25 protein-coding genes are annotated in these 24,584 nt (G+C 54.6%); 11 read left to right on the top strand and 14 right to left on the bottom strand.

The features are described 5' to 3' along the window. Nucleotides 1–49 precede the first annotated feature (49 nt). Both MKZ35_RS14370 and msrA read right to left on the bottom strand, forming a co-directional pair. Nucleotides 50–925 carry a methionine aminotransferase gene (locus MKZ35_RS14370; RefSeq protein WP_482514755.1) on the bottom strand — a complete coding sequence of 292 codons (876 nt, stop codon included), beginning with the start codon at nt 923–925 and terminating at the stop codon, nt 50–52. A gap of 500 nt (nt 926–1,425) precedes the next feature. Then, entirely contained in the window at nt 1,426–2,091 is a 666-nt protein-coding gene (msrA, locus tag MKZ35_RS14365; protein ID WP_482513922.1) for a peptide-methionine (S)-S-oxide reductase MsrA, read from the bottom strand. A 616-nt stretch (nt 2,092–2,707) separates the two neighbouring features. On the opposite strand from msrA, the gene MKZ35_RS14360 reads away from it, so the two are divergent. After that, entirely contained in the window at nt 2,708–3,130 is a 423-nt protein-coding gene (locus tag MKZ35_RS14360) for a hypothetical protein (protein WP_482513921.1), read from the top strand. A gap of 121 nt (nt 3,131–3,251) precedes the next feature. After that, a complete protein-coding gene (locus tag MKZ35_RS14355) occupies nt 3,252–3,671 on the top strand; it encodes a hypothetical protein (protein ID WP_482513920.1) in 420 nt (139 codons plus the stop codon). An 18-nt stretch (nt 3,672–3,689) separates the two neighbouring features. On the opposite strand, the gene MKZ35_RS14350 is transcribed toward MKZ35_RS14355, so the two are convergent. After that, the gene (locus MKZ35_RS14350; protein WP_482514754.1) at nt 3,690–4,133 is read right to left on the bottom strand and encodes an META domain-containing protein; all 444 of its coding nucleotides are present in this window, start codon (nt 4,131–4,133) and stop codon (nt 3,690–3,692) included. 254 nt (nt 4,134–4,387) lie between these two features. On the opposite strand from MKZ35_RS14350, the gene MKZ35_RS14345 reads away from it, so the two are divergent. Further along, entirely contained in the window at nt 4,388–7,294 is a 2,907-nt protein-coding gene (locus MKZ35_RS14345; protein ID WP_482513919.1) for a TolB family protein, read from the top strand. Between the two features lie 407 nt (nt 7,295–7,701). Next, complete coding sequence (locus MKZ35_RS14340) at nt 7,702–7,863, top strand: hypothetical protein (protein WP_482513918.1); 162 nt, start codon at nt 7,702–7,704, stop codon at nt 7,861–7,863. 82 nt (nt 7,864–7,945) lie between these two features. Here MKZ35_RS14340 and MKZ35_RS14335 read toward each other — a convergent pair whose 3' ends face one another. Continuing rightward, nucleotides 7,946–8,347 (bottom strand): hypothetical protein, encoded by a 402-nt coding sequence (locus MKZ35_RS14335; RefSeq protein WP_482513917.1) that lies wholly within the window; start codon nt 8,345–8,347, stop codon nt 7,946–7,948. Nucleotides 8,348–9,039: 692 nt separating this feature from the next. Between MKZ35_RS14335 and MKZ35_RS14330 the strand changes: the two genes are divergently transcribed. Then, nucleotides 9,040–11,499: a TonB-dependent receptor plug domain-containing protein gene (locus MKZ35_RS14330; protein WP_482513916.1), complete on the top strand. Its 2,460-nt coding sequence runs from the start codon at nt 9,040–9,042 to the stop codon at nt 11,497–11,499. 239 nt (nt 11,500–11,738) lie between these two features. Here MKZ35_RS14330 and MKZ35_RS14325 read toward each other — a convergent pair whose 3' ends face one another. Further along, nucleotides 11,739–12,245 (bottom strand): hypothetical protein, encoded by a 507-nt coding sequence (locus MKZ35_RS14325; protein ID WP_482513915.1) that lies wholly within the window; start codon nt 12,243–12,245, stop codon nt 11,739–11,741. Nucleotides 12,246–12,501: 256 nt separating this feature from the next. Here MKZ35_RS14325 and MKZ35_RS14320 point away from each other — a divergent pair, with 256 nt between their 5' ends. Further along, complete coding sequence (locus MKZ35_RS14320) at nt 12,502–13,191, top strand: DsbA family oxidoreductase (protein ID WP_482513914.1); 690 nt, start codon at nt 12,502–12,504, stop codon at nt 13,189–13,191. A 219-nt stretch (nt 13,192–13,410) separates the two neighbouring features. Further along, a complete protein-coding gene (locus tag MKZ35_RS14315; protein WP_482513913.1) occupies nt 13,411–14,019 on the top strand; it encodes a DUF4136 domain-containing protein in 609 nt (202 codons plus the stop codon). A gap of 285 nt (nt 14,020–14,304) precedes the next feature. Here the strand turns inward: MKZ35_RS14315 and MKZ35_RS14310 are convergent, their stop codons facing one another. The 3 genes from MKZ35_RS14310 to MKZ35_RS14300 all read right to left on the bottom strand — a co-directional run bounded on the left by MKZ35_RS14310 (nt 14,305) and on the right by MKZ35_RS14300 (nt 15,671). Beyond that, entirely contained in the window at nt 14,305–14,745 is a 441-nt protein-coding gene (locus tag MKZ35_RS14310; protein WP_482513912.1) for a DoxX family protein, read from the bottom strand. A 39-nt stretch (nt 14,746–14,784) separates the two neighbouring features. Then, nucleotides 14,785–15,162 carry a VOC family protein gene (locus MKZ35_RS14305; protein WP_482513911.1) on the bottom strand — a complete coding sequence of 126 codons (378 nt, stop codon included), beginning with the start codon at nt 15,160–15,162 and terminating at the stop codon, nt 14,785–14,787. Between the two features lie 80 nt (nt 15,163–15,242). Continuing rightward, nucleotides 15,243–15,671 (bottom strand): DoxX family protein, encoded by a 429-nt coding sequence (locus tag MKZ35_RS14300; protein ID WP_482513910.1) that lies wholly within the window; start codon nt 15,669–15,671, stop codon nt 15,243–15,245. A gap of 133 nt (nt 15,672–15,804) precedes the next feature. On the opposite strand from MKZ35_RS14300, the gene MKZ35_RS14295 reads away from it, so the two are divergent. Further along, nucleotides 15,805–16,314, top strand: coding sequence for a GlxA family transcriptional regulator (locus tag MKZ35_RS14295; RefSeq protein WP_482513909.1), 510 nt, complete (start codon nt 15,805–15,807; stop codon nt 16,312–16,314). A 5-nt stretch (nt 16,315–16,319) separates the two neighbouring features. Continuing rightward, entirely contained in the window at nt 16,320–16,787 is a 468-nt protein-coding gene (locus MKZ35_RS14290) for a GlxA family transcriptional regulator (RefSeq protein ID WP_482513908.1), read from the top strand. A 9-nt stretch (nt 16,788–16,796) separates the two neighbouring features. On the opposite strand, the gene MKZ35_RS14285 is transcribed toward MKZ35_RS14290, so the two are convergent. The 3 genes from MKZ35_RS14285 to MKZ35_RS14275 form a co-directional block, all read right to left on the bottom strand. After that, nucleotides 16,797–17,345: a GNAT family N-acetyltransferase gene (locus MKZ35_RS14285; protein WP_482513907.1), complete on the bottom strand. Its 549-nt coding sequence runs from the start codon at nt 17,343–17,345 to the stop codon at nt 16,797–16,799. 66 nt (nt 17,346–17,411) lie between these two features. Then, nucleotides 17,412–18,134: a DUF6624 domain-containing protein gene (locus MKZ35_RS14280; RefSeq protein ID WP_482513906.1), complete on the bottom strand. Its 723-nt coding sequence runs from the start codon at nt 18,132–18,134 to the stop codon at nt 17,412–17,414. A 64-nt stretch (nt 18,135–18,198) separates the two neighbouring features. Then, complete coding sequence (locus MKZ35_RS14275; protein WP_482513905.1) at nt 18,199–18,597, bottom strand: hypothetical protein; 399 nt, start codon at nt 18,595–18,597, stop codon at nt 18,199–18,201. 224 nt (nt 18,598–18,821) lie between these two features. On the opposite strand from MKZ35_RS14275, the gene MKZ35_RS14270 reads away from it, so the two are divergent. Continuing rightward, a complete protein-coding gene (locus MKZ35_RS14270; RefSeq protein ID WP_482513904.1) occupies nt 18,822–20,444 on the top strand; it encodes an amidohydrolase in 1,623 nt (540 codons plus the stop codon). 219 nt (nt 20,445–20,663) lie between these two features. Here the strand turns inward: MKZ35_RS14270 and MKZ35_RS14265 are convergent, their stop codons facing one another. Further along, nucleotides 20,664–21,290, bottom strand: a complete 627-nt coding sequence (locus tag MKZ35_RS14265) for an OmpA family protein (RefSeq protein WP_482513903.1) — start codon at nt 21,288–21,290, stop codon at nt 20,664–20,666. Further along, nucleotides 21,287–21,856, bottom strand: a complete 570-nt coding sequence (locus tag MKZ35_RS14260) for a hypothetical protein (protein ID WP_482513902.1) — start codon at nt 21,854–21,856, stop codon at nt 21,287–21,289. Before MKZ35_RS14260 ends, MKZ35_RS14265 begins: the two co-directional genes overlap by 4 nt. Nucleotides 21,857–22,457: 601 nt before the next feature. On the opposite strand from MKZ35_RS14260, the gene MKZ35_RS14255 reads away from it, so the two are divergent. After that, on the top strand, nt 22,458–23,264 hold the full coding sequence (locus tag MKZ35_RS14255) for an SfiI family type II restriction endonuclease (RefSeq protein WP_482513901.1): 807 nt from the start codon (nt 22,458–22,460) through the stop codon (nt 23,262–23,264). On the opposite strand, the gene MKZ35_RS14250 is transcribed toward MKZ35_RS14255, so the two are convergent. Next, nucleotides 23,261–24,571 carry a DNA-methyltransferase gene (locus MKZ35_RS14250; protein WP_482513900.1) on the bottom strand — a complete coding sequence of 437 codons (1,311 nt, stop codon included), beginning with the start codon at nt 24,569–24,571 and terminating at the stop codon, nt 23,261–23,263. The two genes, MKZ35_RS14255 and MKZ35_RS14250, sit on opposite strands and share 4 nt — an antisense overlap. Nucleotides 24,572–24,584: the final 13 nt, after the last annotated feature.

The following is a 24,584-nucleotide window of genomic DNA, read 5'->3' as shown; positions in this document are numbered from 1 at the left end:
TACCTATTTTATAATAATGCACATATATTTTTTAATTATTTAGTGGTAGTCACAGCTTGTAGAGTCGTTCAGCAGCAGTAGTTAGGGTATCGGTCTGTTTGGCAAAGCAAAACCGAATAAGTCCATGATCGGTGCCATTGTGGTAAAAAGCTGAAACAGGAACCACGGCTACTCCCGCCTCACGGGTAAGGCGGCGGGCAAAGCTGACGTCGTCTTCGTCGGGCGCAATAGCATTATAGCGGGCCAACTGAAAGTAGGCGCCCTGCACTGGCAGCAACTCAAAGCGAGTGGGAGCCATCAGCTCCGCAAACAGGTCGCGCTTTTGCTGGTAGAAATCGGGCAGCGCTTCGTAATGAGCGGCATCAGCCAGCACATCAGCCAGCGCATGCTGCGTAGGCGTACTCACACTGAACGTCACAAACTGATGCACCCGCCGCAGCTCCGCCGTAAGAATGGCCGGCGCTACGCAATAGCCCACTTTCCAGCCCGTGGCATGGTAGGTCTTGCCAAACGACGACAGCACAAAGCTGCGCTCAGCCAAGGCCGGATACTGCAACGCGCTGCGGTGCACCTGCCCGTCAAAGGTCATGTGCTCGTACACTTCGTCGCTGAGCAGCAGCGTGGGCGTATCGGCGAGCAGCGCGGCTAAGTGTTGCCAATCGGCATCGGTGAGCACGGCACCGCTTGGGTTATGCGGCGTATTGACGAGCAGCAGGCGGGTGCACGGCGTAAGAGCGGCAGCCACTCGTTCCCAATCGGGCCGAAAATCGGGTGGCAGAAGCGGCACGTACACCGGTACTCCACCCTGCAACCGAATAGCCGGACCATACAGATCATAGGCTGGCTCCAATACCAAGACTTCGTCGCCGGGCCGCACCACGGCGGCCAGCACGGTATACAGCGCCTCCGTGGCCCCACTCGTAATCGTGATGTCGGTATCGGGACTGGGGGCAAAATCCCGTAGTGCTGCGCGGTTTTCTGGCTGATTTGCTCGCGTAGGCGCGGCAGGCCCGGCATCGGGGCGTATTGGTGGTGGCCGCTGGTGCGCGCATGGCGGGCCAGTGCCTCCGTAAGCACCTGCGGCGGATCATAATCGGGAAAGCCCTGGGCCAGATTGATGGCGCCGCATTCGGTGGCTAGCTGCGACATGACGGTGAAAATACTGGTGCCTACGTCAGGCAGCTTGGAAGCAAAGGCAGGTAAAGCCATACAGTCAATAGGGGATCTTTAATAATAGGGGCCTGCCAAATTGCTTCCAGCTGCATCCGGCAAGAAACACGGCAGGCTGCAAACCGGCCTTAAGTTTACGCAGCCCAGCCCGGATTAGCAGAGCTAAGCCGATTCTGCCCAACTGCTTCGACTACAACAAAAAGCCCCCACGCCGGACGTGGGGGGCTTTTTTGTTGTAAATAGCCAACTGCAAGCTTACAGCGGCGACTTTAGCAGCTTCGGAAACAGTTTGCGAAACTTCTCCACCTTAGGCGTCGATACCGACTGCACATACGACTCATTGGGGTGCAGGCGGTAGTAGCCCTGGTGGTACTCTTCGGCGGGCCAGAACTCCGTGAAGGCCGTCACTTGGGTCACGATGGGGTTAGAGTACTGTTTGGCGGCATTTACGCGCTGAATGGTGGCTGTAATCTGTTCTTTCTCCTGCGGGGTGCGGTAAAAAGCAACCGACCGATACTGGGTGCCCGCGTCGGGGCCCTGGCGGTTGAGGGTCGTGGGGTCGTGGGCGGCGCGGAAAAAAACGTCGAGTAAGGTTGCGTAGCTCACCTGTTTGGGGTCGTAGTAGATTTGAACTGCCTCGGCATGGCCCGTGCGCCCGCTGCCTACCTGCTCGTAGGTTGGTTTTTTCTCGGGCCCACCCGCGTAGCCCGACACTACCTCGCGCACGCCTTTTATTTCCTCAAACACCTCTTCGGTGCACCAAAAACAGCCGCCTGCCAAGGTTGCCACGGCTAGGCCCTGTAAGTTAGTCGGAGCTTTGCCAGCCGTAGAGCGGGTGGGTTGAGCGTCCGAGCGGTTCTGTGAACAGGCTGCTGCCCCTAGCAGCACACCCAATAAGTAAAATTTTAAGTGACGTATCATGCCTCAATGTACGTAGCTCAACCTGGACTGGACGCGCTGGGCTTGTTTGTTAAAGTAATAAGCTCTTAACTTTGAACACGCTATATAAGTTGCACATTATAAGCGGTTTGAGCAACTTGATGAATTTCTACCAGCCTCAGCAATTGAGGCCGATTTATAAATAAATTATAGGAATAATTTAAAATACAGCTTTGTGTGGCACATAGCTATATAGTATGCTAGCTGCCTAAATTAAAAAGCCGTATACCTTCCTAACAGACCATTCATCCCGTACAAATGATATCCTCCTTAACAGCTTGAAATTGAATTTATCTGATTCGCTTAAATATTAAAAGTTGAACTTATTATGATTACAAATCTCCCGCGTATCTTCTTTATATGATTGAATATCTAGCAAATGACAATGAAATATTGATTGTTGGAACGCGGTGTCGCCATTCGATGTGACTGCGGATAGTATGATTAAATCATTGATTATATTTTCAACATTCTAAATTATTGGCTGAAAGCCTATTTCAGCCCGTTGCCTGTTGCCGGTAATCTTTCTAATCTCGAGTTACAGGAATGGGCATTGTTATTGTTTTTACGATATTACTTTTGTTCAATAACAGATAAAATGAGTTTGTTTACGCTGCTCGACGAGCCGCACCTTACTATCTCGTACGATAACCGCAATCAGTGGCTTTACACTGATTGGGTAGGCGCCCAGAACCTGCGGACGCTTCAGCTGGGGTGCGCGCAGATAATAGCGCACCTACAAGCGGAGCATTGCCATAAGATTCTCAATGACAACACCCGCCTAAGCAGCATTCACATCCAGGCCAGAAGCTGGGTAGAGCATGGCTTTCTGCAGCAGCTGGCCGCAGCTGGCCTGGAGTATATGGCCTGGGTTTACTCGCTCGACTTCGACAGCCGCTTTTCCACCGACCTCACCTTGTTGCGCAGCTCCAAGCCGGTGGTAGTGGGCTTCAATGATTTGATGGCCGCGTATGCTTGGCTCGAAACATGTGAGGCCCACCCTTCCTCATTCCCCATCTAGTCGCGCTACTGATATAGTAATACACACTATCCGCGGGACGCCTAAATAGTGGTTCCGGTTTCGAGTTTATACCTACCTTACATTGACTTACTAGCTATCCTGTTCTGTTATTTATATGGCTATGCACTCGCTTTTCGATTCCCCTCATCTCAGCCTCTGGCACGATTGCACCAACCAATGGCTCTATGTGGAGTGGAAGGGAAAGCAGGAGTTAGAAGAAATTAAGGAGATCTGTACTTATGTGCTGGAGCATGTGCCGCTAACAGGTTTCAAGAAAGTACTGAATGACAGCACCCAGGCAGTAGGCAACTGGACGGCGGCATCTGAATGGTTGGGACGAGACCTGTTTCCCCGGCTTTCTGCCGTGGGCTTCACCTATATGGCGTGGGTATACGCCCTCGATTTTAACAGTCGATTTTCAATCGACTCTACTTTGCGCTGCGCTACCAGCCTGACTATTGTTATGTTCGATGACCTAGATGCTGCTTGCACCTGGTTGCAACACGCTGATGAGTTGCAGCCTAGTGCTATTCGTCGCTAACAAAAGCGTAGAAAGGTTTTATAAGGCGCTGCTCGCCACCTTAAAAGTAGCCAGCGGCGTTGCTTGCCTGGCCGCGTATAAGTGCAAGGTATTGCCCCTGATTTCAAAGCGGTTGGTTTGGTCCAGTGCGCTCAGATAGCGCAGTTCTACCTCTATTGCCTGATTGCTGCGCCGCATCATGGTGCTGATAACGTGCGGGATAGTTTGTAGGCGGGCGCTGATGGAATGTTGAAATGCCCCCCGGTAGTGTGGCCCTTTCGCGGGATTCGCGCCTGGTAGAACAAGCTCAGGCCGCGCTGTTGACCGGAAGTCGGGCAGGGGCTTGCCATCGAGGGTGCGTAATACCCAGCGGGTAGGCGGCGAGGCAGCTGGCTGATTACTGGTAGTGTAGCCGCCAAATCCTAGTCCCGCAGCAACACACGCACAGGAAAAAAGCGAAGTAGCATAAGCACTGCTCCTTATTATTTGGGTTTAGCAGCAGGAGCCTTAACGCTGCTGCATAGTTGCATGGCGCAGAATCTGCAAAGGTATGTTTTTCGTAAGTGGCTTGCTTTAAGTTGCTTATATAAGAACAAATGTTTGACCATACTAGCTCTCTAGGCTCCAATCAGCATTTCAGGGTAGGACAAGAGCGGCGGCAGAACGGATAAATCCAGGTAAGGACAAGCGCTTGTTTTCCGGTTGCTGCTGAAGTTTATTGCGGTAGTCAAATCTCTATGATGCTAAAACACTTTCTGGCGGCAGCCTTTGTCCTGCTAACGGCTTGCCTCACGCCGGGGCGGGCCCAAATCTTGCCGCTGCTGAACCAGAATCCGCTGTCTTTGCGCTGGTATCAGGTACGCACGCCGCACTTTCAGGTATTGTACCCGGCAGGGTTTTCGGCGCAGGCTCAGCTTACGGCGCAGCGTCTGGAGCAGGTGTATGCACCGGTGAGCGCCTCCCTGGAGCGCCAGCCCCGGCCCCTGACGGTTATCCTACAAACCCAGACTACCATCGGCAATGGTTTTGCCACGGTACTGCCCCGGCGCTCCGAGTTTTATACTACGCCCCCGCAGGATCCGTTTCTGACCGGTACCCTCGACTGGCTCGACCAGCTGGCCATCCACGAGTTTCGGCATATCGTGCAGTACGACAAGGGGTTGCAGGGTATTACGAAGCTCGCTTATTCAGTATTTGGCAACGGGGCGCTGAGCACCGCGACTATCGGTATGCCCGACTGGTTTTTTGAGGGTGATGCCGTGGGCACCGAAACCCTGCTGACGCGCAGTGGGCGGGGTCGCATTCCTAATTTTGATATCAGCCTGCGGGCAAATCTGCTGGCCGGGCGGCGTTTCAACTACAGCAAGGCCGTGGGGGGCTCTTACCGCGATAATGTGCCTAACCACTATGTGCTGGGCTATTTTCTGACTACGAACCTTAAGCGCACCACTGGGCCTAACGCCTGGAGCGAGGTGCTCAACCGCTACTACCGCTTTCCGGTCTATCCGTTTTCCTTTTCCAACAGCCTGCGCCGTACGGCTGGGGTGCGCGTAGAGGATTTGTATGCCCGCACCATGAGCGAGGTCGACTCTATGTGGCGGGCGCAGCAGCAGGGCTTGCAACTAACGGCCGCTACCACCTTTCCCGTTGCCGCCGACCCCAAAATCTTTACGCAGTACCAATACCCGCAGTATGTAACCGATAGCACCGTGCTGGCAGTGAAAACGGGTCTGGGCGATATTTCTCAGCTGGTGCTGCTTGATAAGCAAGGCCAGGAAAAAAAGGTGTTCGTGCAAGGCTTGGTGAATAACCCCGAAATGCTGTCGGTGGGCGGCGGACGGGCCTGCTGGCTGGAATTCCGGTACGATGCGCGCTGGGGGCAGCGGGTGTACTCCGAAATCAGGGTGCTTGATCTGGCGTCGGGGCAACTGACCCACCTCACCCGCCGCAGCCGCTATACTGCCGCGGCCCTTTCCAGTGATGGGCAGCGCCTGGTGGCCGTGCGTAGCGACTCGGCCTACCAGAACCGCCTGGTGGTGCTCGGCGCCCGTTCCGGCCAGGAGCAGCGCGTACTGCCGAACCCTGACAACGACCTGTACCTCCAGCCCCGCTGGCTGCCCGACCAGCGTACCGTAGCAGCCGTGCTGCTCAAGCCGGGGGGCAAAACGCTGGCTCTTATCGACACCGAAACCGGCCAGATCCGCGAGCTGCTGCCCGTAGCCAACAACAACCTGAGCCACCCGCAGCCGGGGGGCAATTTTGTGTTCTATAATTCGCCCCAGTCGGGAATTGATAATGTATACGCGGTAGAAATCAGCACGGGGCAGGTGACGCAGGTTACCTCCCGGCCGCTGGGCGCTTATCATGCCGCCGTTTCCCCCGACGGTCAGCGCCTGGCTTTTCATGATTTTCGGGTGGAAGGCGCCCGCGTGGCCGAAATGCCGTTGGAGCCTGCGCGTTGGACGGCTGCACCAGCTGCGCCCGTCACGCCGCCCGCCTACACCGACCCCTTGCTCACGCAGGAGCCCGGTGTAGCTACTATAGGCGCCGTATTGCCCGATTCAGGAACGGTGCCACCAAGCTTAGCGGTAAGTCGCTACAACCGGTTCAATCATTTATTCAACGTGTTCAGCTGGGGGCTGGTACAATCGCCGGATGGCCAAGGCGTGCGGTTGGGCGTCCGCTCCCAGGATTTGCTGAGCACTACGGTGGCCGTGGCCGGCGTGGGCTTCGACCAGACCGAACGGACCGGAAACGTCTTCGCCGACCTCAGCTACCAAGGATTTTTGCCGGTACTTGATCTAAGCGTACAGCATGGGGGCCGCCGTACTTCCGGGTTCATCGACAGGCGCGCTCCACTCGATAGCGCCAGCACCGACCGCTGGCGCTATACCCAGTTTACTACCGGGGTGCGCCTGCCGCTCAACTTTACACGCTCCAAATACCTGGAGGGCCTGACGCTGGGCGCCCACTATAGCCAGCAGCAAGTGCACGACTACGACTTACGGTCCCGCCGCCTGACGGAAGTCGGGTTTGGCGGCTCTTTGCACATCATACAGTACAGTCTGAGCTATTATCATCAGCTTCTGCAAAGCCGCCGCGATGTAGGGCAGCGCTGGGGCCAGAACCTGAGCGCGGTGTGGCGCACGACTCCTTTTGGGGACGGCTTGCAGGGCGAGCAGTGGGCGGTGCAGGGTAATCTGTACTTTCCGGGGCTGCTTAAGCACCATTCGTTGCGCCTGCGTGGCGGCTACCAATACCACGATCAGTCCCAGTATCAGTTCAACTCCCTGATAGCGTATCCTCGTGGTCAATCGTACGTGAGCTTCGATAAGCTGCAGGCAGGGAGCATAGAATATCGTCTGCCCATAGCCGACACGCACTGGACGCTGGGGCGCTGGCTGTATATTCAGCGCATCAAAGCCAACGGCTTTCTGGATGTGGCTTCCGGTCAGCGGCGCTTAGCAACGAACCAGGGGCCGCTGAACTTCCGTAGCAACTATGCCACGGCCGGCCTCGACGTGACCTTCGTGTTTAATCCGATGCGTCTGCGCACGCCGCTGGAAGTGGGCGTTCGGTCTATTTATAATATTCGTACGGGGCAGTGGGAGGTGCAGCCGCTGGTGCTCGATATTGGGTTTTAAGCGGATGGAACGACGCCTCGGGCCGACGAGCGGTGCTATAAATCCCGCTATTGTGAAAACAAACTGGGTTATGTACAGCTTTTATCTTTACTTTTCCCCCACCCACTCATTTCAGGCTCTCGACAACGTCTTGTTGCCTGGAAGTACTAACCTATTGCATTCCCGGCTATGGCCCTTCGCGTACTGTTTGAAAGTGAGCACATTATAATCTCTTATGATTACTCAAACGAGTGGCTTTATGTAGAATGGCAAAAGAGTCAAGATATGGAGTCGGTGCAAGCTGGCGCTGGAAAAATGCTGGAGTGTATGCGGCAGGAGCAGTGTCATAAAGTGCTTAATGATAACCGCTTGGTAGAAACCATGTGGTCGGATGCTGCGGAGTGGGGGGCAAAATCTGGCTGCCGGCTATGGCCGAAGCCGGCCTGCAATACTTCGCCTGGGTGTATTCGCCCAACGTGTACAGCCGGCTCTCCACTGATCTGACCTTGCAACATGCCCCGGCGGTAGGTCCGATAGTTTTTACCTTCGATAACATCGACACGGCCAGTGCCTGGCTGGGGCAGATGTAGGCGTAAGACAGATCCTAAAAGTGCATAAAAAACGCCGGAAAGCAGATTTCCGGCGTTTTTTATGCTTGTAATTAAATAGTATTTAGTTCGTGGTACCGCCAGCGCCGCCCGTCTTGCTGGCTGGCAGGGGAGCCTTGCGAATAGGCTGCTTACTGTTTTTGTCCACCATTTCCTGATTGGTAGAACCCGTAGGCTTGGTCTTGCCTGGAGCCGCGGGGCGGGTTTCCCTCAGTATGCGTCGGCTCGACTCCGACATGGTGCCGGTAGGACTAGTGCGGTCTTCGGGCTCCAGCGTGCTGTTCTGGGTCTTTTTGCTTTGAGTTTTGGTTGGAGTGGCTTTTTTGGGAGGATAGGATCTGGCGGGCGAGGTGTTGGACACGCTCGTTTCGGGGCGGGTGGAGGAGCTACCCGACGAGCTGCCCTGGGCCGCAGCCGTAGAAAGGCCGGCCGTCAGAGCCACGATGAACGCAAAAGCAGTTTTCATAGAAACATAAAAAGGGTGGGAAGTAGCAACGCATAAGCTTAAGACTATATGCAACCTATCAACAGCTTACAATGACTTGTGTTCGGCTAGAAAATGTGAAGTGGGCGGCCCTTGTTGAGCTTGAATGAAGACTTGCGCAGCCAATTAAAAAAAGCCCTGTCTGGCGAAACTAGGCACCTGCATGAGCTGCACACCGAAAGCGGGAGGCTTTCTGGAAAGGAGCAGAGATGGTAATCAAAGCGATTCGAAGGGAAAAAAGCCCCCCAGATCAGCTTTTTGAAAGGGTGACGTGCCCGCCACCCCCGCGGAAACGGGGCGTTAGGGTAAGGCACTGGCAGCGGGCGACTACTTGCGGCAGTAGTACCACCCGCGGGCCAAGCGGCCCAGATTTCGCGACATTAGCATAGGCAACGACGAAAAAACACGTCAAACTTTAGTGAAGCAACGCATTTCGGGGGACAGCTGCAAATACAATTAAGAATAAATAGAGTGCTATATGCCTCTCAGTCGCCCTTACCTAGCCAAGTGAAGTTTTTAGGGCTGGATAAAGCCTGGTAAAACTTTTATATTCCTCTATATTCGGGCGTTTTATCCTTCATATCCTCCTCTATTATCACTATATGCTTCGTATTAAAGCGTTATCAACAAGAGTTTTTGTTTTCCTGGTGATCTTAATAGCAGGAGGCTTTCAAGTGGCCCCAACCGATGAATTCGTGCGTCAGGCTATGGTTCGCCTCCAGAATTTCTACATCGGAAGCTTCCCCGAAAAAAGCTACATACACACCGATAAGGCGTTTTACGCCGTGGGTGAGACCATCTGGCTGAAGGCGTATGTGGTGGATGCTTCGCGGCACCGCCCTGATACAGTAAGCCGAGTGTTATATGTGGATCTGGTTGGCCCCGACCAGCAGGTGGTCGCGCAGCGGGTGCTGCGCCTGACCCAGGGCACGGCCGCCGCTGACTTTGAGCTGGCCGACAGCCTTGCCCAGGGCATGTACACGGTGCGCGCCTACACCAACTGGATGCGCAACTTCAACCCCGACTATTTCTTCTCTAAGCGCCTGCCCGTGTGGCAGGCGGCGACTGCCGCTACCGACGCGGCGTCAGCTTCCGACAGGCCCGGCGCGAAACCCAAGGCCCGCAAAGCTGCTCCGGCGCCTAAGCCCAAAACGGACGTGCAGTTTTTCCCGGAAGGGGGCAACCTGGTGGTGGGGCTGCCCACCGTGGTAGCCTTCAAGGCCACGGATGAGTACGGCCGCGGCGTGGCTGTGAACGGGCAGCTAACCGACGACCAGGGCCAGACGGCGGGCTCGTTCAAAAGTCTGCACGCGGGCATGGGCACGGTATTGCTGACGCCGCAGCCGGGCCGAAGCTACAAGGCGGTGGTAATGCTGCCGGGCGGCACCCGCGCCGAGTACCCGCTGCCCGCCGTTGCCGCCAGCGGATTTGTATTGAAGGTTACTCAAACCAAGGAGTTTGTGTACGTGGGCGTGCAGCGCCAGACGGCCGCGGGCACCGCCGCTCCCGCCGAAAATGTGACGCTGCTGGCCCACGTGCGGGGCATTGTAGCCTACGCCGCCAATGGCCAGCTGACCGGTAGTGAAGGCTACGCGGCCCGTATTCCTAAAGCCAAATTTCCGACCGGAGTGGCGCACTTCACCCTGTTTGATGGCCAGGGCGTGGCGCAGGGCGAGCGGCTGGCATTCATTGATGCCCAGCCCGGCCTGCAGGTGCGCATCACCCCGGACAAAGCCGCCTATGCTCCCCGCGAGAAAGTAAACCTGACCGTAGCGGTGACGGATGGTGCCGGCCAGCCCGTAGCGGCCCAGCTCTCTCTAGCCGTGACTAATGCGCTGGCAATGGGTACGAACGAAGCTCCTCAAACGACCATCCTGACGCATCTGCTCCTCACCTCCGATCTGCAGGGCTACGTGGAAGATCCTGGCTATTATTTCCAGAATAAAAATCCCGGAACAGAGCAGGCCCTCGACCATCTGATGCTTACGCAGGGCTGGCGGCGGTTTGTGTGGAAAGAGATTTTGGCCGATAAAATGCCCCCCAGGCCCTTCGCCCTGGAGCAAACCCTGAGTGTGGGCGGACAGGTGGTGCGCCCCAATGAAAAGGCCGCCGGCGTGAGCCAGCTCACCATTTTTCAGGCCGGAGCTAAGGGCGGAATGACCATTGCCAGCACCGATGCTGACGGCAGCTTTGTAATCGGGGGCTTTCAGGGAAAAGATACGGCCCGCGTGGTGGTGCAGGCCCGAAAGGAGAAGGGCGGCAGCAACCTGCTTATTAAGCTGCATCCGCGCTGGCCCGAGGTTACGGCGCTAACCTGGCCCTTGACCGTGGCCTCCGCTGAGCCGCAGCCGGCCGTCACGGCGTATCTGCAGCAAAGCCAGAAGCAGCAAAAGGCCGAGCGCCAGTACCGGGCCGATACGGCCAAAACCATCATGCTGAAAGGCGTGACGGTGTCGGGCCGCAAGCCCACGCCGCGCCCCGATGCGCGGCGTATCTATTCGCAGGCCGATGTGGTGCTTCGCACCGATGATATTCCGGGCAGCAGCGCCTTCTTCAGTGTGCTGCAGCTGCTACAAGGGCGGGTTGCAGGGGTACAGGTATCGGGGTCGGCGCCAAATTTTCAGGTTCAAATAAGGGGCGCCAACTCTATTTCGGGTAGCAGCACGCCGTTGTTTATTCTGGATGGTATTCCGGTTGACATCGACGCAATTAATACGATACCCGTCATGGATGTCGAAACTGTGGAAGTGCTGAAGGGTCCTTCCGCCGCTATTTATGGCAGCCGGGGTGCCAATGGCGTTATCGCCATCTTCACGAAGCGCGGCAACGTCAATTATGACTACTCCAAAACGCCAACTCCGGGCATTGCTACGGCCTTGCTGCCGGCTTACTATCAGGCCCGCGAGTTTTATGCTCCGCGCTACGAAAGTGCGGCCCGCCCCGCGCAACAGCGCCCCGACTACCGCAGCACCACGCTCTACTGGGCGCCCACGCTCCGCACCGATGCCAGTGGCCAAACGCAGGTATCGTTCTACTGCTCCGATGACGTCAGCACTTTTCGGGTAGCCGTGGAAGGCTTATCGAATGGAGGCGCCCCCGGCGCAGGTACGAGCGAGTTTAGAGTAGGCAACTAAAAAAGCCCCCCAGATACATTCTGGGGGGCTTTTTTAATAGAGAAGGTGTTTAGAAATTCGTCAGGCGGTCATGCTGGATCTGGCGTCCGCTTGTCGAAGCATCTCTCCCGCTTGGTTGTAATGGTAACTTCGACGAAGCGGGAGAGATGCTTCGACAAGCGGACGCCAGATCCAGCATGACGTTCTAGTCGGTTATTCTGAATTACTAAACAGCTTCGGTTATGTAGTCGGCAGTACAGCTACCGAACTACCCGGACGTAGCTGTGGGCGATAATAGGTACTTTTTTTAGCAAGTTAAAATCAGCGGCCGAGGCTGTATCCCGAACGGGTCGGCTGAGTACGTGCAGGGTCGTGTCGTTGGCCCGCAGCACGGCTACCTCGGTGCCGGTGGTGAGATGATAGGTCCTGAATCCGAGCAGGGTACTATCCGGAAACCCGCGCTCCGCCAAACTATCCAGCACGATGGCCCGGCCATCGAAGGTGCCCAGCGTCACTTGCTCAATGGGAGCCCCCTGGCGCGTCATTAGCAAAGCCGCCTGCGTAACGGGTCCGGTCGGCCTTGGCGGGGCGTAAGGAAATATCAAACCCAAAAACAGGCTGTCCGACACCACGGGCGCTCTGGTTACTATTTCTACCTCGGCTTCTGTTGGCTCAGCCGGCTCCCGCGCCGATTTCTGACACGCGACTAGCCAGCCCGCAGTGACGAGCGTTGTGAGTGGAAGGAGGCTGGGGAGAATTGGCCGCATACATACTTTTAGAAGCGATTATATAATATACGCATTGACAAATGCTTATGGCTAAGAAATAGCGGAAGTGTCTGGTCCTTAACCTGCACAGTAAGAAGGAACAGCGCAGGCTGGGCCTGATGTTCGGTAAGCGCTCAGCACCGAACTTGTTGTCAGTGTGCAGACCAATGACAAGTAGATAGATCGATGCCATTAAACTTTTTGCCCCCCAGCGCGCTTATACTCACCTACCTTTTGCTCCCTTTATTCTCTGAATATGAAAGTCGAAATCTGGTCCGATATCATGTGCCCGTTCTGCTACATCGGCAAGCGGCGGTTTGAGGCGGCTTTGGCCGAATTTGCCCCCCACGAGGCTGTGCTGGTGCAGTGGCGCAGCTTCGAGCTGGACCCTAATATGAAAACCAACCCTGACCAAAGCATCCACGAGCTGCTGGCTGAGCGCAAGGGAATGTCGGTGGCGCAGGGCCGGCAGATGAACAACCAAATGGCGCAGACAGCCGCCGAAGTAGGCCTGGAGTTTAACTTCGATAAAACCATTCCCGCCAACACCTTCAATGCTCACCGCCTCCTTCACTTGGCTGCCGTCCACGGCCGTCAGGATGCGGCCAAGGAGCGCATCTTGTACGCCTATTTCACTGAAGGTCTGAATGTGGACGACCCCGCCACGCTCACTCAGCTCGCCATCGAGCTTGACTTGCCCGCAGCCGAGGTTGCACAGCTTTTCCAAACCGACATTTACGCCCAGGAAGTGCGCCACGACGAATACCAGGCCCGCCAGATAGGCGTGCGCGGCGTGCCGTTCTTCGTTTTCGACGATAAATACGCCGTCTCCGGTGCCCAGCCGAAGGAGGTCTTTCTGGAAGTGCTGGAGAAGGTGCGGGAAGAAAGTCAGCTGGCTGTGGTTGGTGCCGACGGCCCCGCCTGTGGCCCTGATGGTGACTGCTAACCGATACCAGATTTAAGTATACACAAGGGATTTCTTGCCGCGAGAAGGCGCTTGTGTATGGCCAGGTTCCACAGATAAAACCAAGAGTGGGGGGCTTTTTAAGGAGGCGCTTACGCCCGATCCGGCTACACTCGGTGGTTGTTATGGTCAGAACTTATACGCTGTTGGGGAGTGTTATAGACTACCCTATCAGTATCACTTCATCTCACTATCTACTCTATGAAAACTACTTTGTATGCAGTTGTTGCCCTCTTTATCGGGCTACTGACCAGCTGCTCTGCCCCTGTAAACGTCCAGCAAAAAGCCGGCGTCGATTTCAGGAAGTACCGCACGTATGATTGGGCTAAAACGGACGTAAAATCGGCCGATTCGCAAAACCCCATCTACCAGAGTACCCTGAACGACCAGTTGATTCAGGATGCCATCAGCAGCGAGTTGGGCAAGCGGGGCATCCGCCAAGTGGCAGGCAATGCCAAGCCCGATTTCTACCTCACCTACCACCTCTACATCGAGGAGGCGGAGCGTACCGTAGCCAATCCGCATCCCGCCGGCTTTGCTTATCCCTATGCCATGTCGTACCGGGGGGCTTTTTTGCCCATCAACTACGGCTATTTCTACTCCTCGCCCATGTACATGAACGGCGGCTACCGCACCGAGACGTTTGACGAAGGCACCATGATTCTGGACTTCGTGGATGCCCGCTCCAACAACCTGGTCTGGCGCGGCTCCATCGTCGACCCGGTAGGCAACCCGGCCAACATCGGGACGGAATTCGCCAAATCGGCTAAGCAGATTCTGGATGAGTTTCCGGTGGGAGAAAAGCAGTAACTCTTGCTCCGCAATCAGCCAAAAAGGTCCCGCTCGCGCATCGGGCGGGACCTTTTTGGCTGGTGCCTTACGGGTACTTTAGTACACTATGTTCCGGGGAAAGCCTGCCGTCCATAAGGTTGACAGCCATCGGCTGGTAAGGAAACGGCCGGTACGGAGGGCCGCCCGCCGCCGTATTAATAACTGATGTTACGCAGCAACTGCATCCATTAGTCGGTAAGGCTGTTTCTGAGCGTAGCAAAAGCCGCTTTTTGAAGCGCAGCAGCAAGTCGTGCGTAACATGAGTTAATAATTGACCTCCGTCTTAAGCCGGTGCTGCTCGCTTGGCGGCGCCGCCGGGCTTTCAGCAGCGTCTGCTGCCTTGGTACGCAGGAGTTTATGATAATAAATATAGGAGCCCGCTAGTAAAAGGTGGCCAATAAAAATGGGAGCCCAATGCCCAGCTGGTTCGCCCACGGCTATATGCGAATATATAGCTCCTGTCAGGTCAAAAAAGAAGCCTGCATACGCCCATTCCTTTAGGCTAGGAAAGCCGGGCGTAAGAATAGCTACTGCCCCCAATACTTTGGCGACGCCCAGAAAGGGCAGCAGATAAGGCGGATACCCCAGGTGTTTGAAATAAGCCACCGCTTCCGGCGCGCTGAGCACATCGGGAATACCGGAGGTCGTCATCAGAGCAGCTAGCAGGCCGGTGAAGACCCAATAGGTGATTTTTAGCTTTTTCATTGTCGTACGTCGTTGAAGGTTGATTTCGATTGCTACTGGTTAAGCTACAGTTAGAATTTGCTGCAAAAGCCAAGAGTTACCGTCAGGGTCACGGAACGAAGCGCATTTCATGGCGCCGGGGAATTCTATCACTTCACCTACTTCGACGCCCCGGCTTAGCAGGGCCCCGCGAGCCTGGTTTATGTCGGCTACCACTAGGTGCAGCGCCTTGACGGTGCCCGGCACCATGTCGGAAATCTCCTGCATTCCGGTTCCCATCACAATGGAGCAAGCCGAGCCCTGCGGCGTGAGCTGCACCACCCGCATGGCGTCCCCAGCTCGCACATCATGGTCTAGCTGAAACCCAATCTTGTCGATGTAAAAGGCTTTGGCGCGGTCCACATCTGCGACGGGCACCGGCACGAGTTGAAGTTTCATATCCATTATTATGTAGTTGTTTAGTAGTGAGTTGAGTAAAGTAAAGGGGGCTAGCCGCAGCCCTGCCGCACCGCTATTGCTTAGGCAGCTCGGCTGGTCGCGGTTTCGGGCGTAACTATAGAGAAAGTAGCTCCTGACTTTTGCTGCGTTACTTTTTTCCAGAGGAAGTAAGTAAGAAACAGTATGCCCAGCGCCACCAGCGGCGGAAGCAGCAAACTCAGCTCGTCGCCCAAAAAGGCGCGCGAGGCAAAGGCCCCCAGAAAGGTAAAGGCGAACCCAGCGTACGCCCATTCTTTGATTGTTCGGAATCGGGTTTGCACCAGTGCCACGGCCCCCAGCAGCTTGGCCACGCCAAAAATGGTCAGTACATACATCGGATAGCCCAGATGGCGCATCACTTCCTTGCCAGCCTCGACGCGGAGCACCCCGCCTATCCCGTCGAACAGCATGGCAACAGCAAACAAAACAGTAGCTCCCCAATAAAGGGCGATGGCAGTTTTGGCTTTCATAACTTCCAGAAATTAAAGTGGATATCCCGTTTGATTACATACCAAAAGTATTAGTAATCCGGTTGGAAAATGGGGTGCAAATGCGACCAAGAAAGGGTAAATTGCGACAGCCAGCTTTGTTAGTTTTGACGCCATGAAGCACATCACCATCCTGGTTCCAAAGGGAGCTATTCTGGGCAGTATTGAAGGCCCGCGCCTCGTATTCACGGAGGTAAATTCTCTGCTCAAACGCATGGGCAAACCGCCCTTGTTCGAGATTCACCTGGCTGGCCTATCCGACGAAACACCTATGTGTGGGGGCATGTATTCAGTGTATACCAAGATTCAGATACAGGATATTATCAAAACCGACCTCGTGGTGATACCGGCGCTGGATGGGGATTTGCTACAGTCTTTAGAGACCAACCGCGACTTTATTCCCTGGATAATCAACCAGTACAAAGCCGGAGCTGAGGTAGCCAGTCTGTGCGTAGGGGCCTTCCTGCTGGCCTCCACTGGACTCATAAAAGGAAAGCAGTGCACTACCCACTGGGCGGCTGCTAATGATTTTAGGAAAATGTTTCCTGATGTGGAGTTGGTCGAAGACAAGCTCATCACCGATGAGCACGGCATCTACTCCAGCGGGGGGCTTTTTCCTACCTGAACCTAGTGCTGTACCTAATTGAGAAATACGCCGGCCGGGAGATTGCCGTCATCTGCTCTAAGGTATTCCAGATCGATATTGAGCGGGTCAGCCAGTCGGCCTTCGTTATTTTCAACGGGCAAAAAGAGCACAGCGACGAGCCTATCAAGAAAGCCCAACTCTATATTGAGGATAACTACCAGGAGAAAATAACCGTGGACCAGCTAGCCGATATGCTGGCCCTGGGGCGCCGCAACCTGGAGCGACGCTTCAAGAAAGCTACCTCCAACTCGGTGGTAGAATATATCCAGCGGGTTAAAATTGAAGTGGCCAAAACCAGCCTGGAATCGTCGCGCGAGAACGTAAATGAGGTGATGTACAACGTCGGCTACTCCGACCCCAAGGCTTTTCGCGTCACGTTCAAGCGCATTACCGGCCTGTCGCCCAACGAGTACCGCAGCAAGTACAACCGGGGAAAAATGGCGGTGGCGTAAGCAGGTGCGCTACTCCAGCACCGTCACCCGCGACTTGTCATAGAGTTGTAGCCAGTCGCGGCGCAGAATGGCGTAGAGGTATTCGTCTTCAAACTCGCCCGCATCGTTGCGGCCCGATTCGCGCATGATGCCTTCAAACGCAAAGCCCGCAGTCTTCTCAATGGAGTGTTTCGACGACAGGTTCGAGACCCGACAACCCGTCGCTATCCGGTTCAGGCCCAGCAGCTCGAAAGCCAGGTAAAACAGGTGGGGCTTGCTGCGCGGCGTGATACTCCGGCCACGCATGTGCTCAAATATATCGGCGCCCGTAGAGCCGCTGAGCTCTTCCCAGCTATCTACCGTCAGCAGCGTCATGCCCGCCAGCTCATCGCCAAGAAAGGAGTAGAAGCCGAAGTTTGTCCGCTTGCCTTGCTCGTAGCGGGGCAGGTAGTTGCGAAACAGCTCCTCTAGCATCGCCTTTGAGTCGGGAAAGCCCTGAAACAGGGCGTATATCTCCGCCAGGTTGTCCTCGTTGATGAGGTGCAGGGTGATAGAGTCGGATTGCAGGGCCTTGAACATCGGAGTGCCAGTCTGAAAATAATGCGTGGCCGAGGCAACTGCCGGCTGGAAGTCCGCGCTAGGAATTTAGTAGCGCTCCGCCTCTAGGGCGCGTTGCTCTATGCGCCGGGCTTCTTCTAGCGTCAAGGGCTTATAGTCGATGTTAAGTTGCCTGGCATTGACTTCCACAGTCGTTTTAAAGCCGGCTTTTTGGCGGCGCTCATTTACGCGCGCCGCCTCTTTAATGGGCCAGATAAATGAAACGTCCTCCCGTTTGCCGGTCTTCGGATTCAGCACGCCGTAGCTGCGGCCCTGGGTGCCATAGAGCTGTTCCTTGCCTTCGTACATCAGCTGGCGGTCTACCATCCGAGCGTAAAGGGAATTAGGAATTTCACCCCGAAGGGCAGCCTTTTCTATCAATGGCAAATACTGCGGAATACGGGTGGAGTGCTGAATCACGTCCAGCGCCACTTGGTTGGTAGGCGTCCCGACCATGGTTTTGCCAGGGTAGCCCACTTGCTGAATAATCTGGCCGATGCGCTTGATATTCAGCGAGTCGATAGCCACCATGCGCTGGCTCACATATTCGCCCACTTTGTCCGGCGGTAGCTTGGCGGCCCGCGCCACGGAGTCGAGTTTAGGGGATTTGCCGTTCAGCATCGGGGCCATTATTAGAATGCGGTACTTCTGATCCTCGACTCCTATGCTATCCAGCTCGCGCTTTAGGCGTTGGTTGAGCTTGCTTTGCCCGTGGGTGGCAAACGTGAAGACCAAGGCAATAAGCGCGAGACAATAGCGGGTTAGTAGCATGCTGATTTAGATAGAAGTTGAGATTTGCTTACCAAGCTAAATTCTACTGAGTGCCCATTAAAAACTAGACACGGGGCTGATGTTCCTGCTCCAGGCTTGCCGGCTTCTCGTTCAGGTAGCGCCGCACGTCGCTGGAGCAGCATAAAATGCCCAGGGCCGCCAGATTCAGGGTATTCGTAAGCAGATGGCCCACGATAGGATCATCATCGGCGATATTGTGATACACGATAAACGCGCTGAAAAAGAAGCGCAGGACCAACCAGCCCAACATAAGGTAAAAGGCATTGCGCCAGCGCTTAAATAAGCCAATCACCAATACCAAGCTGACAATGCCACTGATGCTGAAGTTGCCACTCTCGGCCACAAACCACAGCTTGTGCCACCTGGGCAGAAAGTCGGCGACAAATAAGCACCCGGCTATCAGGTATAAGTGTAGCTCAGCGGTTTTTTTGGAATACATCATGGGTAGAAATAAGGGCAATCAAATCAAGTCGTTACGCATAGCATTAAGCCTTTCAATATACAAAATATCAGAAAAAGCCCCCCAGCAACTACAAGTGCAGAGTGGCAATTAAGTATGGAAGGCAATTGAATTAATCTTGAAATATATATCATTTAAAACATTTACCTTGGGGGTCAAGCAAGCAGCAACGATGCTGCTTCTAAAGTCGCCGGAGGAGCTAACCCATGAAGCAGATTCTACTCATAATTGGGCTGAGTGTGGGGCTGACACTGGGGGCGCGGGCCCAATCGGGACCGGCCGACATGGTGCTGCTGAACGGAAAAATCTTTACCGCCGACCCTGCCCGCCCGACCGCAGAAGCCCTGGCTATTCGGGGTGAGCGAATAATAGCCGTGGGCACGGTAGCAGAAGTTAGTAAGCTGGCCGGCCCCAAAACCCGCCGCCTCGATTTGCAAGGCCGCCTCGTGACACCCGGCTTCAATGATGCCCACAATCACTTCGACCCTGCGCCCACCGCAACCCGGCTGGCCTTCACCAGCATGGAGCCCACCTGGGCCGAAACCAGTCAAGCCATTAAAGCCGCCGCTGAAAAGGCGCCCGCCGGCACCTGGATTATTGGCACCGTGGGGCATACGGTGGTGCTGGATACCTTAGTGACCCGTGCCGCCCTCGATGCGCTGGCTCCCAATCATCCGGTGCTGCTGGGGGCTTTCTACGGCCACGGACATATCATAAATACGAAGGCCCTGCCGCTGTTGCAGCTCACTGCCGAGCAGCCCGACCCGCTGGGGGGCAAATTTGAGCGCGTGCGCGGCTCCCGCCAGCTCAACGGCCGCATGCACGAGTACGCCGAGTGGCGCCCCAACCTGTTGCTGGCCGAGCAGGTCCCCGATACAGCCGCTATTCGCGCCCTGCGGGCCTTGTCTGCGGAAGCTACTGCCTACGGTATTACCTCCATCCAGCTATTCTCCACCATGCCCGCCGCGCGGTTTGTGCGCCTGCTCGCCCAAGCCAACCTGCCGGTGCGGGTACATGCGCGGCCGTTTCCGCTAACTACGCCCCAGGGGCGCGAAACTACTGCTTTGCGGCAGCTAAGCCAACTCCAAAAAGCCCCCCGCGTGCAGGTAAGCGGCCTGAAATGGGTGTTGGATGGCACACCCTACGACCGCTCAGCAGCTCTGCGCACGGCTTACCGCGACCAGCCAGGCTGGCAAGGGGAGCTGAATTTTACGGAAGCCGAAGTAGCCAAAATGGTACAGGAAGGCCTCGACTTCAAGCAGCCCCTGCTCTTCCACTGCGCCGGCGACCGGGCCGCCGAAGTAGTGCTCAATGCCCTCGACGCCAATAAAAAGGTGAGTTGGCCCACCCAGCGCGTCCGCATTGAGCACGGCGACGGCGTAATTGGCGACCTGATACCCAAAGCCAAGCGCCTGGGCGTGGTAGTGGTTCAGAACCCGACGCACTTCTCTGAGCCGGCTTTGTTCGCGCCGCGCTGGGGTACCCAGATGCAGCCGCTTCGGTCCTTGCTGGCGGCGGGCATACCCGTGGCCCTGGGCTCCGACGGACCCATGAATCCCTTTCTGAACATCATGTTTGCGCTGCTGCATCCCGCCAACCCGGCCGAGGCCATCACCAGCCAGCAGGCGGTGCAGGCGTATACCGCTGGCTCGGCCTACGCCGAGTTTTCGGAAAAAGACAAAGGCACGCTGGCCGTGGGCAAACTCGCCGACCTGGCCGTATTGTCGCAGGATATTTTCGCGGTGCCTCCGCCCGAGCTGCCCAAAACGACCAGCGTGCTCACCATCGTAGGCGGCAAAATAGTACACGATGCCAAAGTGCTGAAGTAGGCTGGGGGGGCTTTTTTGTTTAAAACAACGGCATGCCAAGCGGTAGCGAAGCATCTCGCGTGCGGTCGTTGTGGTGGCATTCACCCACCAACAGAACGTCATGCTGAGCGGAACAGAGTGAAGCCGAAGCATCTCTACCGCTTCGTTGAAGTTACCATTGCGGTAGAGATGCTTCGCTACGGCTCGGCATGACGTCCTTTTTGTCTGCTGAAATATGCGCTAGGAGATAATAACCTCCACGCGGCGGTTCTGCTGGCGGCCTGCGGGGTTGTCGGTGCCGTCGGGCTTGGTGTTGGGCGCTACGGGGTTGGCCTCGCCGAAGCCTTTTACCTGAAACTGCCCGGCGGCACCGGCCTGGTGCTGGGTCAGCCAATCGGCAATGGCCTGGGCGCGGCGCTGGGAAAGCGACAGGTTGTAGGCGTCGTCGCCTCTGGCGTCGGTGTAGCCATTTATCACCACGCGGCTCTTAGTGTACTCCTTCACCACCTGGGCCAGCTTGGTCAGCGTAGGCGCGGCCTCCGGCTTGATGTCGGCCTTGTCGAAATCGAAGAGCACATCGGCGTCGAAGTTGATGACCAGGCCCATGTCGGTCATCTTGGCATCCAGGTCGTTGGCCGCCCCCGACAGGTCGCTGACCTGGCCGGTGAGCTTCTGGCCCTGATCAGGCACCGGGGTGGAAGGCGCTGGCGCAGAGGCCGCGGGGGCTGGCGCCGCGCCCGTGGCCGCCGACGCCTGGGCGGTGCCCGTCAGCGGCTGACCGGCATCGGGGGGCGTTTTCTGCTCTGAGCAGCTACTAACCAGCAGTCCGGCAGCCAGCAGCACACCAAAGGGAAGGACGCGGCTCATCGCTGCACCGTTATGCCGTCAAAGGAACCAACCTCGGGCATACTCAGCGAGATAGTAGTGCTTTCGGCGGGTGGGGCCGGGAATTTTAGCGTGACAATGCTGGGACCGGACTTGCGCGCGGTTATGTCAAGGCGTCTGCCATTGGAGTTGGCCGGCATGGCCATCCAGCCACCTTGTTGATCCTTGAGAATATTGTACTTGCGCGAAGTCGCGTCGTCGATATAGTTGATCTGGTCAATATCAGCGTGGAGATACTCGGAGTTGTTATCGACTGCGGCAGGCAGCGTATAGTGCAGCTCCACATTCAGAATGTCGCCTACTACGCGGGCTTTGGTAAGGGCTACCTGGGTACCTCTGGGGCCGGGCTGGGTAGATAGGGCTGCTACCGCCGGAGCAGCCGTTACTGGCTCGGCGCGCTCAACCCCAGCAGATGCTTCGGCGGGGGCGGAAGCCGGCGCTGCGGTAGGCGTAGTGGGGGCACTAGTGGTCGTGTCGGCGGCCTTTTCCTGGCTACAGGCAGTTAAGCCTAAAGCGAATACACCAGCTACAAAGAGAGACTTTTGCATAGGGAAAACTATATAGATGAGTTACGCAATACGAGCGGGCGGTGCTGGAGGTTAAATTCCTGCCTTGAAGCCACCTTGCCACACTGGCACGCTAGTGCAACGAATACATCTTTGCGCTACACTGGCGCGAGCTTGTAGCTCGTGCCCAGCCCTGCCGTGAGGCTGTGCCTCACCCGGTAGAATGAGCGGCGCGGTTACGGCTTGCCGCGTTGTGGCAGATGAGGTGCAACCTCATCGTCATGGCTGGGCACGAGCTACAAGCTCGCGCCAGGTGGGCTAAATCCGGGGGGCTTTTTAGTCGTTACGGCGGTTTCAGTCGGCGGGAGGAGCATGGCGCCGCTACGCTGGCTACGGCAACCGGAGGCGACCGAAGCTTCTGAAACTGAAGTTACGCCGGGCCGTCAGCTTTTGCCGCCGGAAACTGGGCGGTAGCGTCGACTTTAAGCTCCAACGCCCGCTACTGTGAAAGAAAAAGCTGCTTCTGGAATAACTTTACATCAGAGAGCTATAGAGCAATTAACAAACATGCTGGCTAAGCCTTTGCGAATTCACACCTTTTGTTTCGTAACCTTGTATAAAGTCTCATTTATCTAATAGTATCATGAATCAGGATTATCGCCAAATAACAGATGATGAAATTGAGTTAATAGAGAAACAAACTCTGCGCATCTTAGTGCAAGCGATGCAAGAGTATTCTAAAGAATCTCGTGAAATTTTTGAAAATACATTTGCAACAAGTAAATCAGAAATAATTGTATTAGCCGAAGACCTTGTTCAATATGCATTAGAAGTAGCGGAGTTATATCCAATAAATAAAAGATTTGCAGGATTTATTGACTATAAACGTGTTAGGTGGCTGCCAACTTCATTCGGTTTATTTCCACAGGTACTACTTGTAGATGCAAAAGCGTCCACAGAGAATAATAGAGAAACCCTTCAAAAATCTCAATTGCCTATGGACGCTGAATTTATTTCTAACGAACAAGTAATTACTTTAGAAGCAGGTGTACCTCCTTTTATGGAAGTTGATACACAGTCTGAAAATAAACTAGTAGCTGTTACTACTTCAGTATTTATACATTTCTATTATAAAGAAATTTCAAACGCACAATCTGCTCCATATAGAAAGCTGAAATCAATTTTTTTGATGTCAATTCCTCACCAGAGACTAAAGCACAAATATAATCCAAGCCCTGAAATTAGTTTTTGGGGCCAGGGAAAACACTCATCCGCTAGGCAAGAAGATCCTAGAATAAGAGTTTATTTTGGTCAGTTAAAAAGAATGTGTCCTTGGCGTTTACAAGAATTATCGTTTATTGATGGTCAAACTTATACAAAAGCGAATTGGCGCGACATAGATATAGCAGGAAAAGAAGTTACAGTACCTTTCGACTTTATTGGACGTTAATTTAACTGAGGAGATGCGAATAGGGGCATTTTGGACTTCTCTTTCTTATTAGTCTTTTGAGTTTTTTTAGCCTTATTAGGTTTGGGAATATTTAATGAACGTACAGCATCAATGGCGTAATCATCACGCAATTCAATACCAATAAATCGTCCTCCTTGCTGTAATGCAACTCTGCCTGTCGTACCGCTACCCATGAATGGATCGAGGCATATACCCTGTGGCGGAAGAGTAGCACGTATACACCAAGCTGCTAAATCATCTGGCATAACAGCAAAGTGAGCTGATGAAGAGCCTTTCAATGAAAAGCTTTGCATATCTCCGGGGTTGCGACCATTGGGATGATTTCTAAATATATTATCGCCAACAGCAACCTCCATTGCATCATCAAATTCAGTCCCCAGATCTAATAGATCTTTTAATTGCTCCCAAGTATTTTCTGGTGGTACTCGCGCTCCTATTTCATCAGTGCGAAAATAATGACGAACTCTTTCAAATGGTTGCTGCAACTGCGCAGCAACCCATTTAATAGAAACGCCCTTTATTTTAGCTGCCGCTTGTAAATAAGCTGCTAATTCGGTTGCTACAGGGGCGTTAGGCCGTCGCCTTACTTCTTTAACACCATCAATAGTAGCTCTATGACGAGGAGAGTTTAGCCATTGGCGTAGCTCTTGTTGTCCTTGTGCTTTTCCTTGCACATCACCTGCTAATGCACGGTCCTTTTCGATCGCATCATCAGTTTTATGAGGCACTCTTATTTCATCAAGGTTAAAATAATATTGCTCCTCTTTTGTAAGGAGAAACATAGGCTCCCAGGTATTAGTTAGCCTATCCCTAACACTAGCCGGCATTGCATTTGGCTTATGCCATACCATTGTATTTCGAACAAGCCATCCATCATCTTGAAGAGCAATAGCAACTCTAAATGGTAATAGCGCTAACTGTTTATTACGTTGCCATGCAGGCGCATTTGATCCTGCTTTGTGCAAATAGATATCACCTAAATTGAGCCATACAGCCCCCTCAGGTGTCAAGACTCTCTTGACTTCAGACATGACAGTTACGAGGGCCTGTACGTAAGATTGTATATCATCCTCAAGGCCAATCTGACCTTCTCTGCCATAGTCACGCACACTCCAATAAGGCGGGGACGTCACACAAGTATTAACGCAGTCTGCAGGTAACTTTTTGAGCGTACTTAAAGCGTCACCTATAAATATTCCATGATCAATACCGGCATGCGTTGATTTTGCTATGATGGTTTCCCATCTATCAGAACCGAATATAGTCGGTAGGACTTTCTTTCTCATAATCTCAAAAATA

The sequence above is a fragment of the Hymenobacter sp. R533113 genome, from assembly GCF_056835965.1.
Note: the sequence above shows the minus strand (reverse complement) of the source record. Positions and strands in the feature narration are given on the sequence as shown.

Coding starts and splice junctions, on each gene's coding strand:
- msrA (WP_482513922.1), bottom strand. CDS start 2,091: ATGATACGTCACTTAAAATTTTACTTATTGGGTGTGCTGCTAGGGGCA.
- MKZ35_RS14360 (WP_482513921.1), top strand. CDS start 2,708: ATGAGTTTGTTTACGCTGCTCGACGAGCCGCACCTTACTATCTCGTAC.
- MKZ35_RS14355 (WP_482513920.1), top strand. CDS start 3,252: ATGCACTCGCTTTTCGATTCCCCTCATCTCAGCCTCTGGCACGATTGC.
- MKZ35_RS14345 (WP_482513919.1), top strand. CDS start 4,388: ATGATGCTAAAACACTTTCTGGCGGCAGCCTTTGTCCTGCTAACGGCT.
- MKZ35_RS14340 (WP_482513918.1), top strand. CDS start 7,702: ATGGCCGAAGCCGGCCTGCAATACTTCGCCTGGGTGTATTCGCCCAAC.
- MKZ35_RS14335 (WP_482513917.1), bottom strand. CDS start 8,347: ATGAAAACTGCTTTTGCGTTCATCGTGGCTCTGACGGCCGGCCTTTCT.
- MKZ35_RS14325 (WP_482513915.1), bottom strand. CDS start 12,245: ATGCGGCCAATTCTCCCCAGCCTCCTTCCACTCACAACGCTCGTCACT.
- MKZ35_RS14320 (WP_482513914.1), top strand. CDS start 12,502: ATGAAAGTCGAAATCTGGTCCGATATCATGTGCCCGTTCTGCTACATC.
- MKZ35_RS14315 (WP_482513913.1), top strand. CDS start 13,411: ATGAAAACTACTTTGTATGCAGTTGTTGCCCTCTTTATCGGGCTACTG.
- MKZ35_RS14310 (WP_482513912.1), bottom strand. CDS start 14,745: ATGAAAAAGCTAAAAATCACCTATTGGGTCTTCACCGGCCTGCTAGCT.
- MKZ35_RS14305 (WP_482513911.1), bottom strand. CDS start 15,162: ATGAAACTTCAACTCGTGCCGGTGCCCGTCGCAGATGTGGACCGCGCC.
- MKZ35_RS14300 (WP_482513910.1), bottom strand. CDS start 15,671: ATGAAAGCCAAAACTGCCATCGCCCTTTATTGGGGAGCTACTGTTTTG.
- MKZ35_RS14295 (WP_482513909.1), top strand. CDS start 15,805: ATGAAGCACATCACCATCCTGGTTCCAAAGGGAGCTATTCTGGGCAGT.
- MKZ35_RS14285 (WP_482513907.1), bottom strand. CDS start 17,345: ATGTTCAAGGCCCTGCAATCCGACTCTATCACCCTGCACCTCATCAAC.
- MKZ35_RS14280 (WP_482513906.1), bottom strand. CDS start 18,134: ATGCTACTAACCCGCTATTGTCTCGCGCTTATTGCCTTGGTCTTCACG.
- MKZ35_RS14275 (WP_482513905.1), bottom strand. CDS start 18,597: ATGATGTATTCCAAAAAAACCGCTGAGCTACACTTATACCTGATAGCC.
- MKZ35_RS14270 (WP_482513904.1), top strand. CDS start 18,822: ATGAAGCAGATTCTACTCATAATTGGGCTGAGTGTGGGGCTGACACTG.
- MKZ35_RS14265 (WP_482513903.1), bottom strand. CDS start 21,290: ATGAGCCGCGTCCTTCCCTTTGGTGTGCTGCTGGCTGCCGGACTGCTG.
- MKZ35_RS14260 (WP_482513902.1), bottom strand. CDS start 21,856: ATGCAAAAGTCTCTCTTTGTAGCTGGTGTATTCGCTTTAGGCTTAACT.
- MKZ35_RS14255 (WP_482513901.1), top strand. CDS start 22,458: ATGAATCAGGATTATCGCCAAATAACAGATGATGAAATTGAGTTAATA.
- MKZ35_RS14250 (WP_482513900.1), bottom strand. CDS start 24,571: ATGAGAAAGAAAGTCCTACCGACTATATTCGGTTCTGATAGATGGGAA.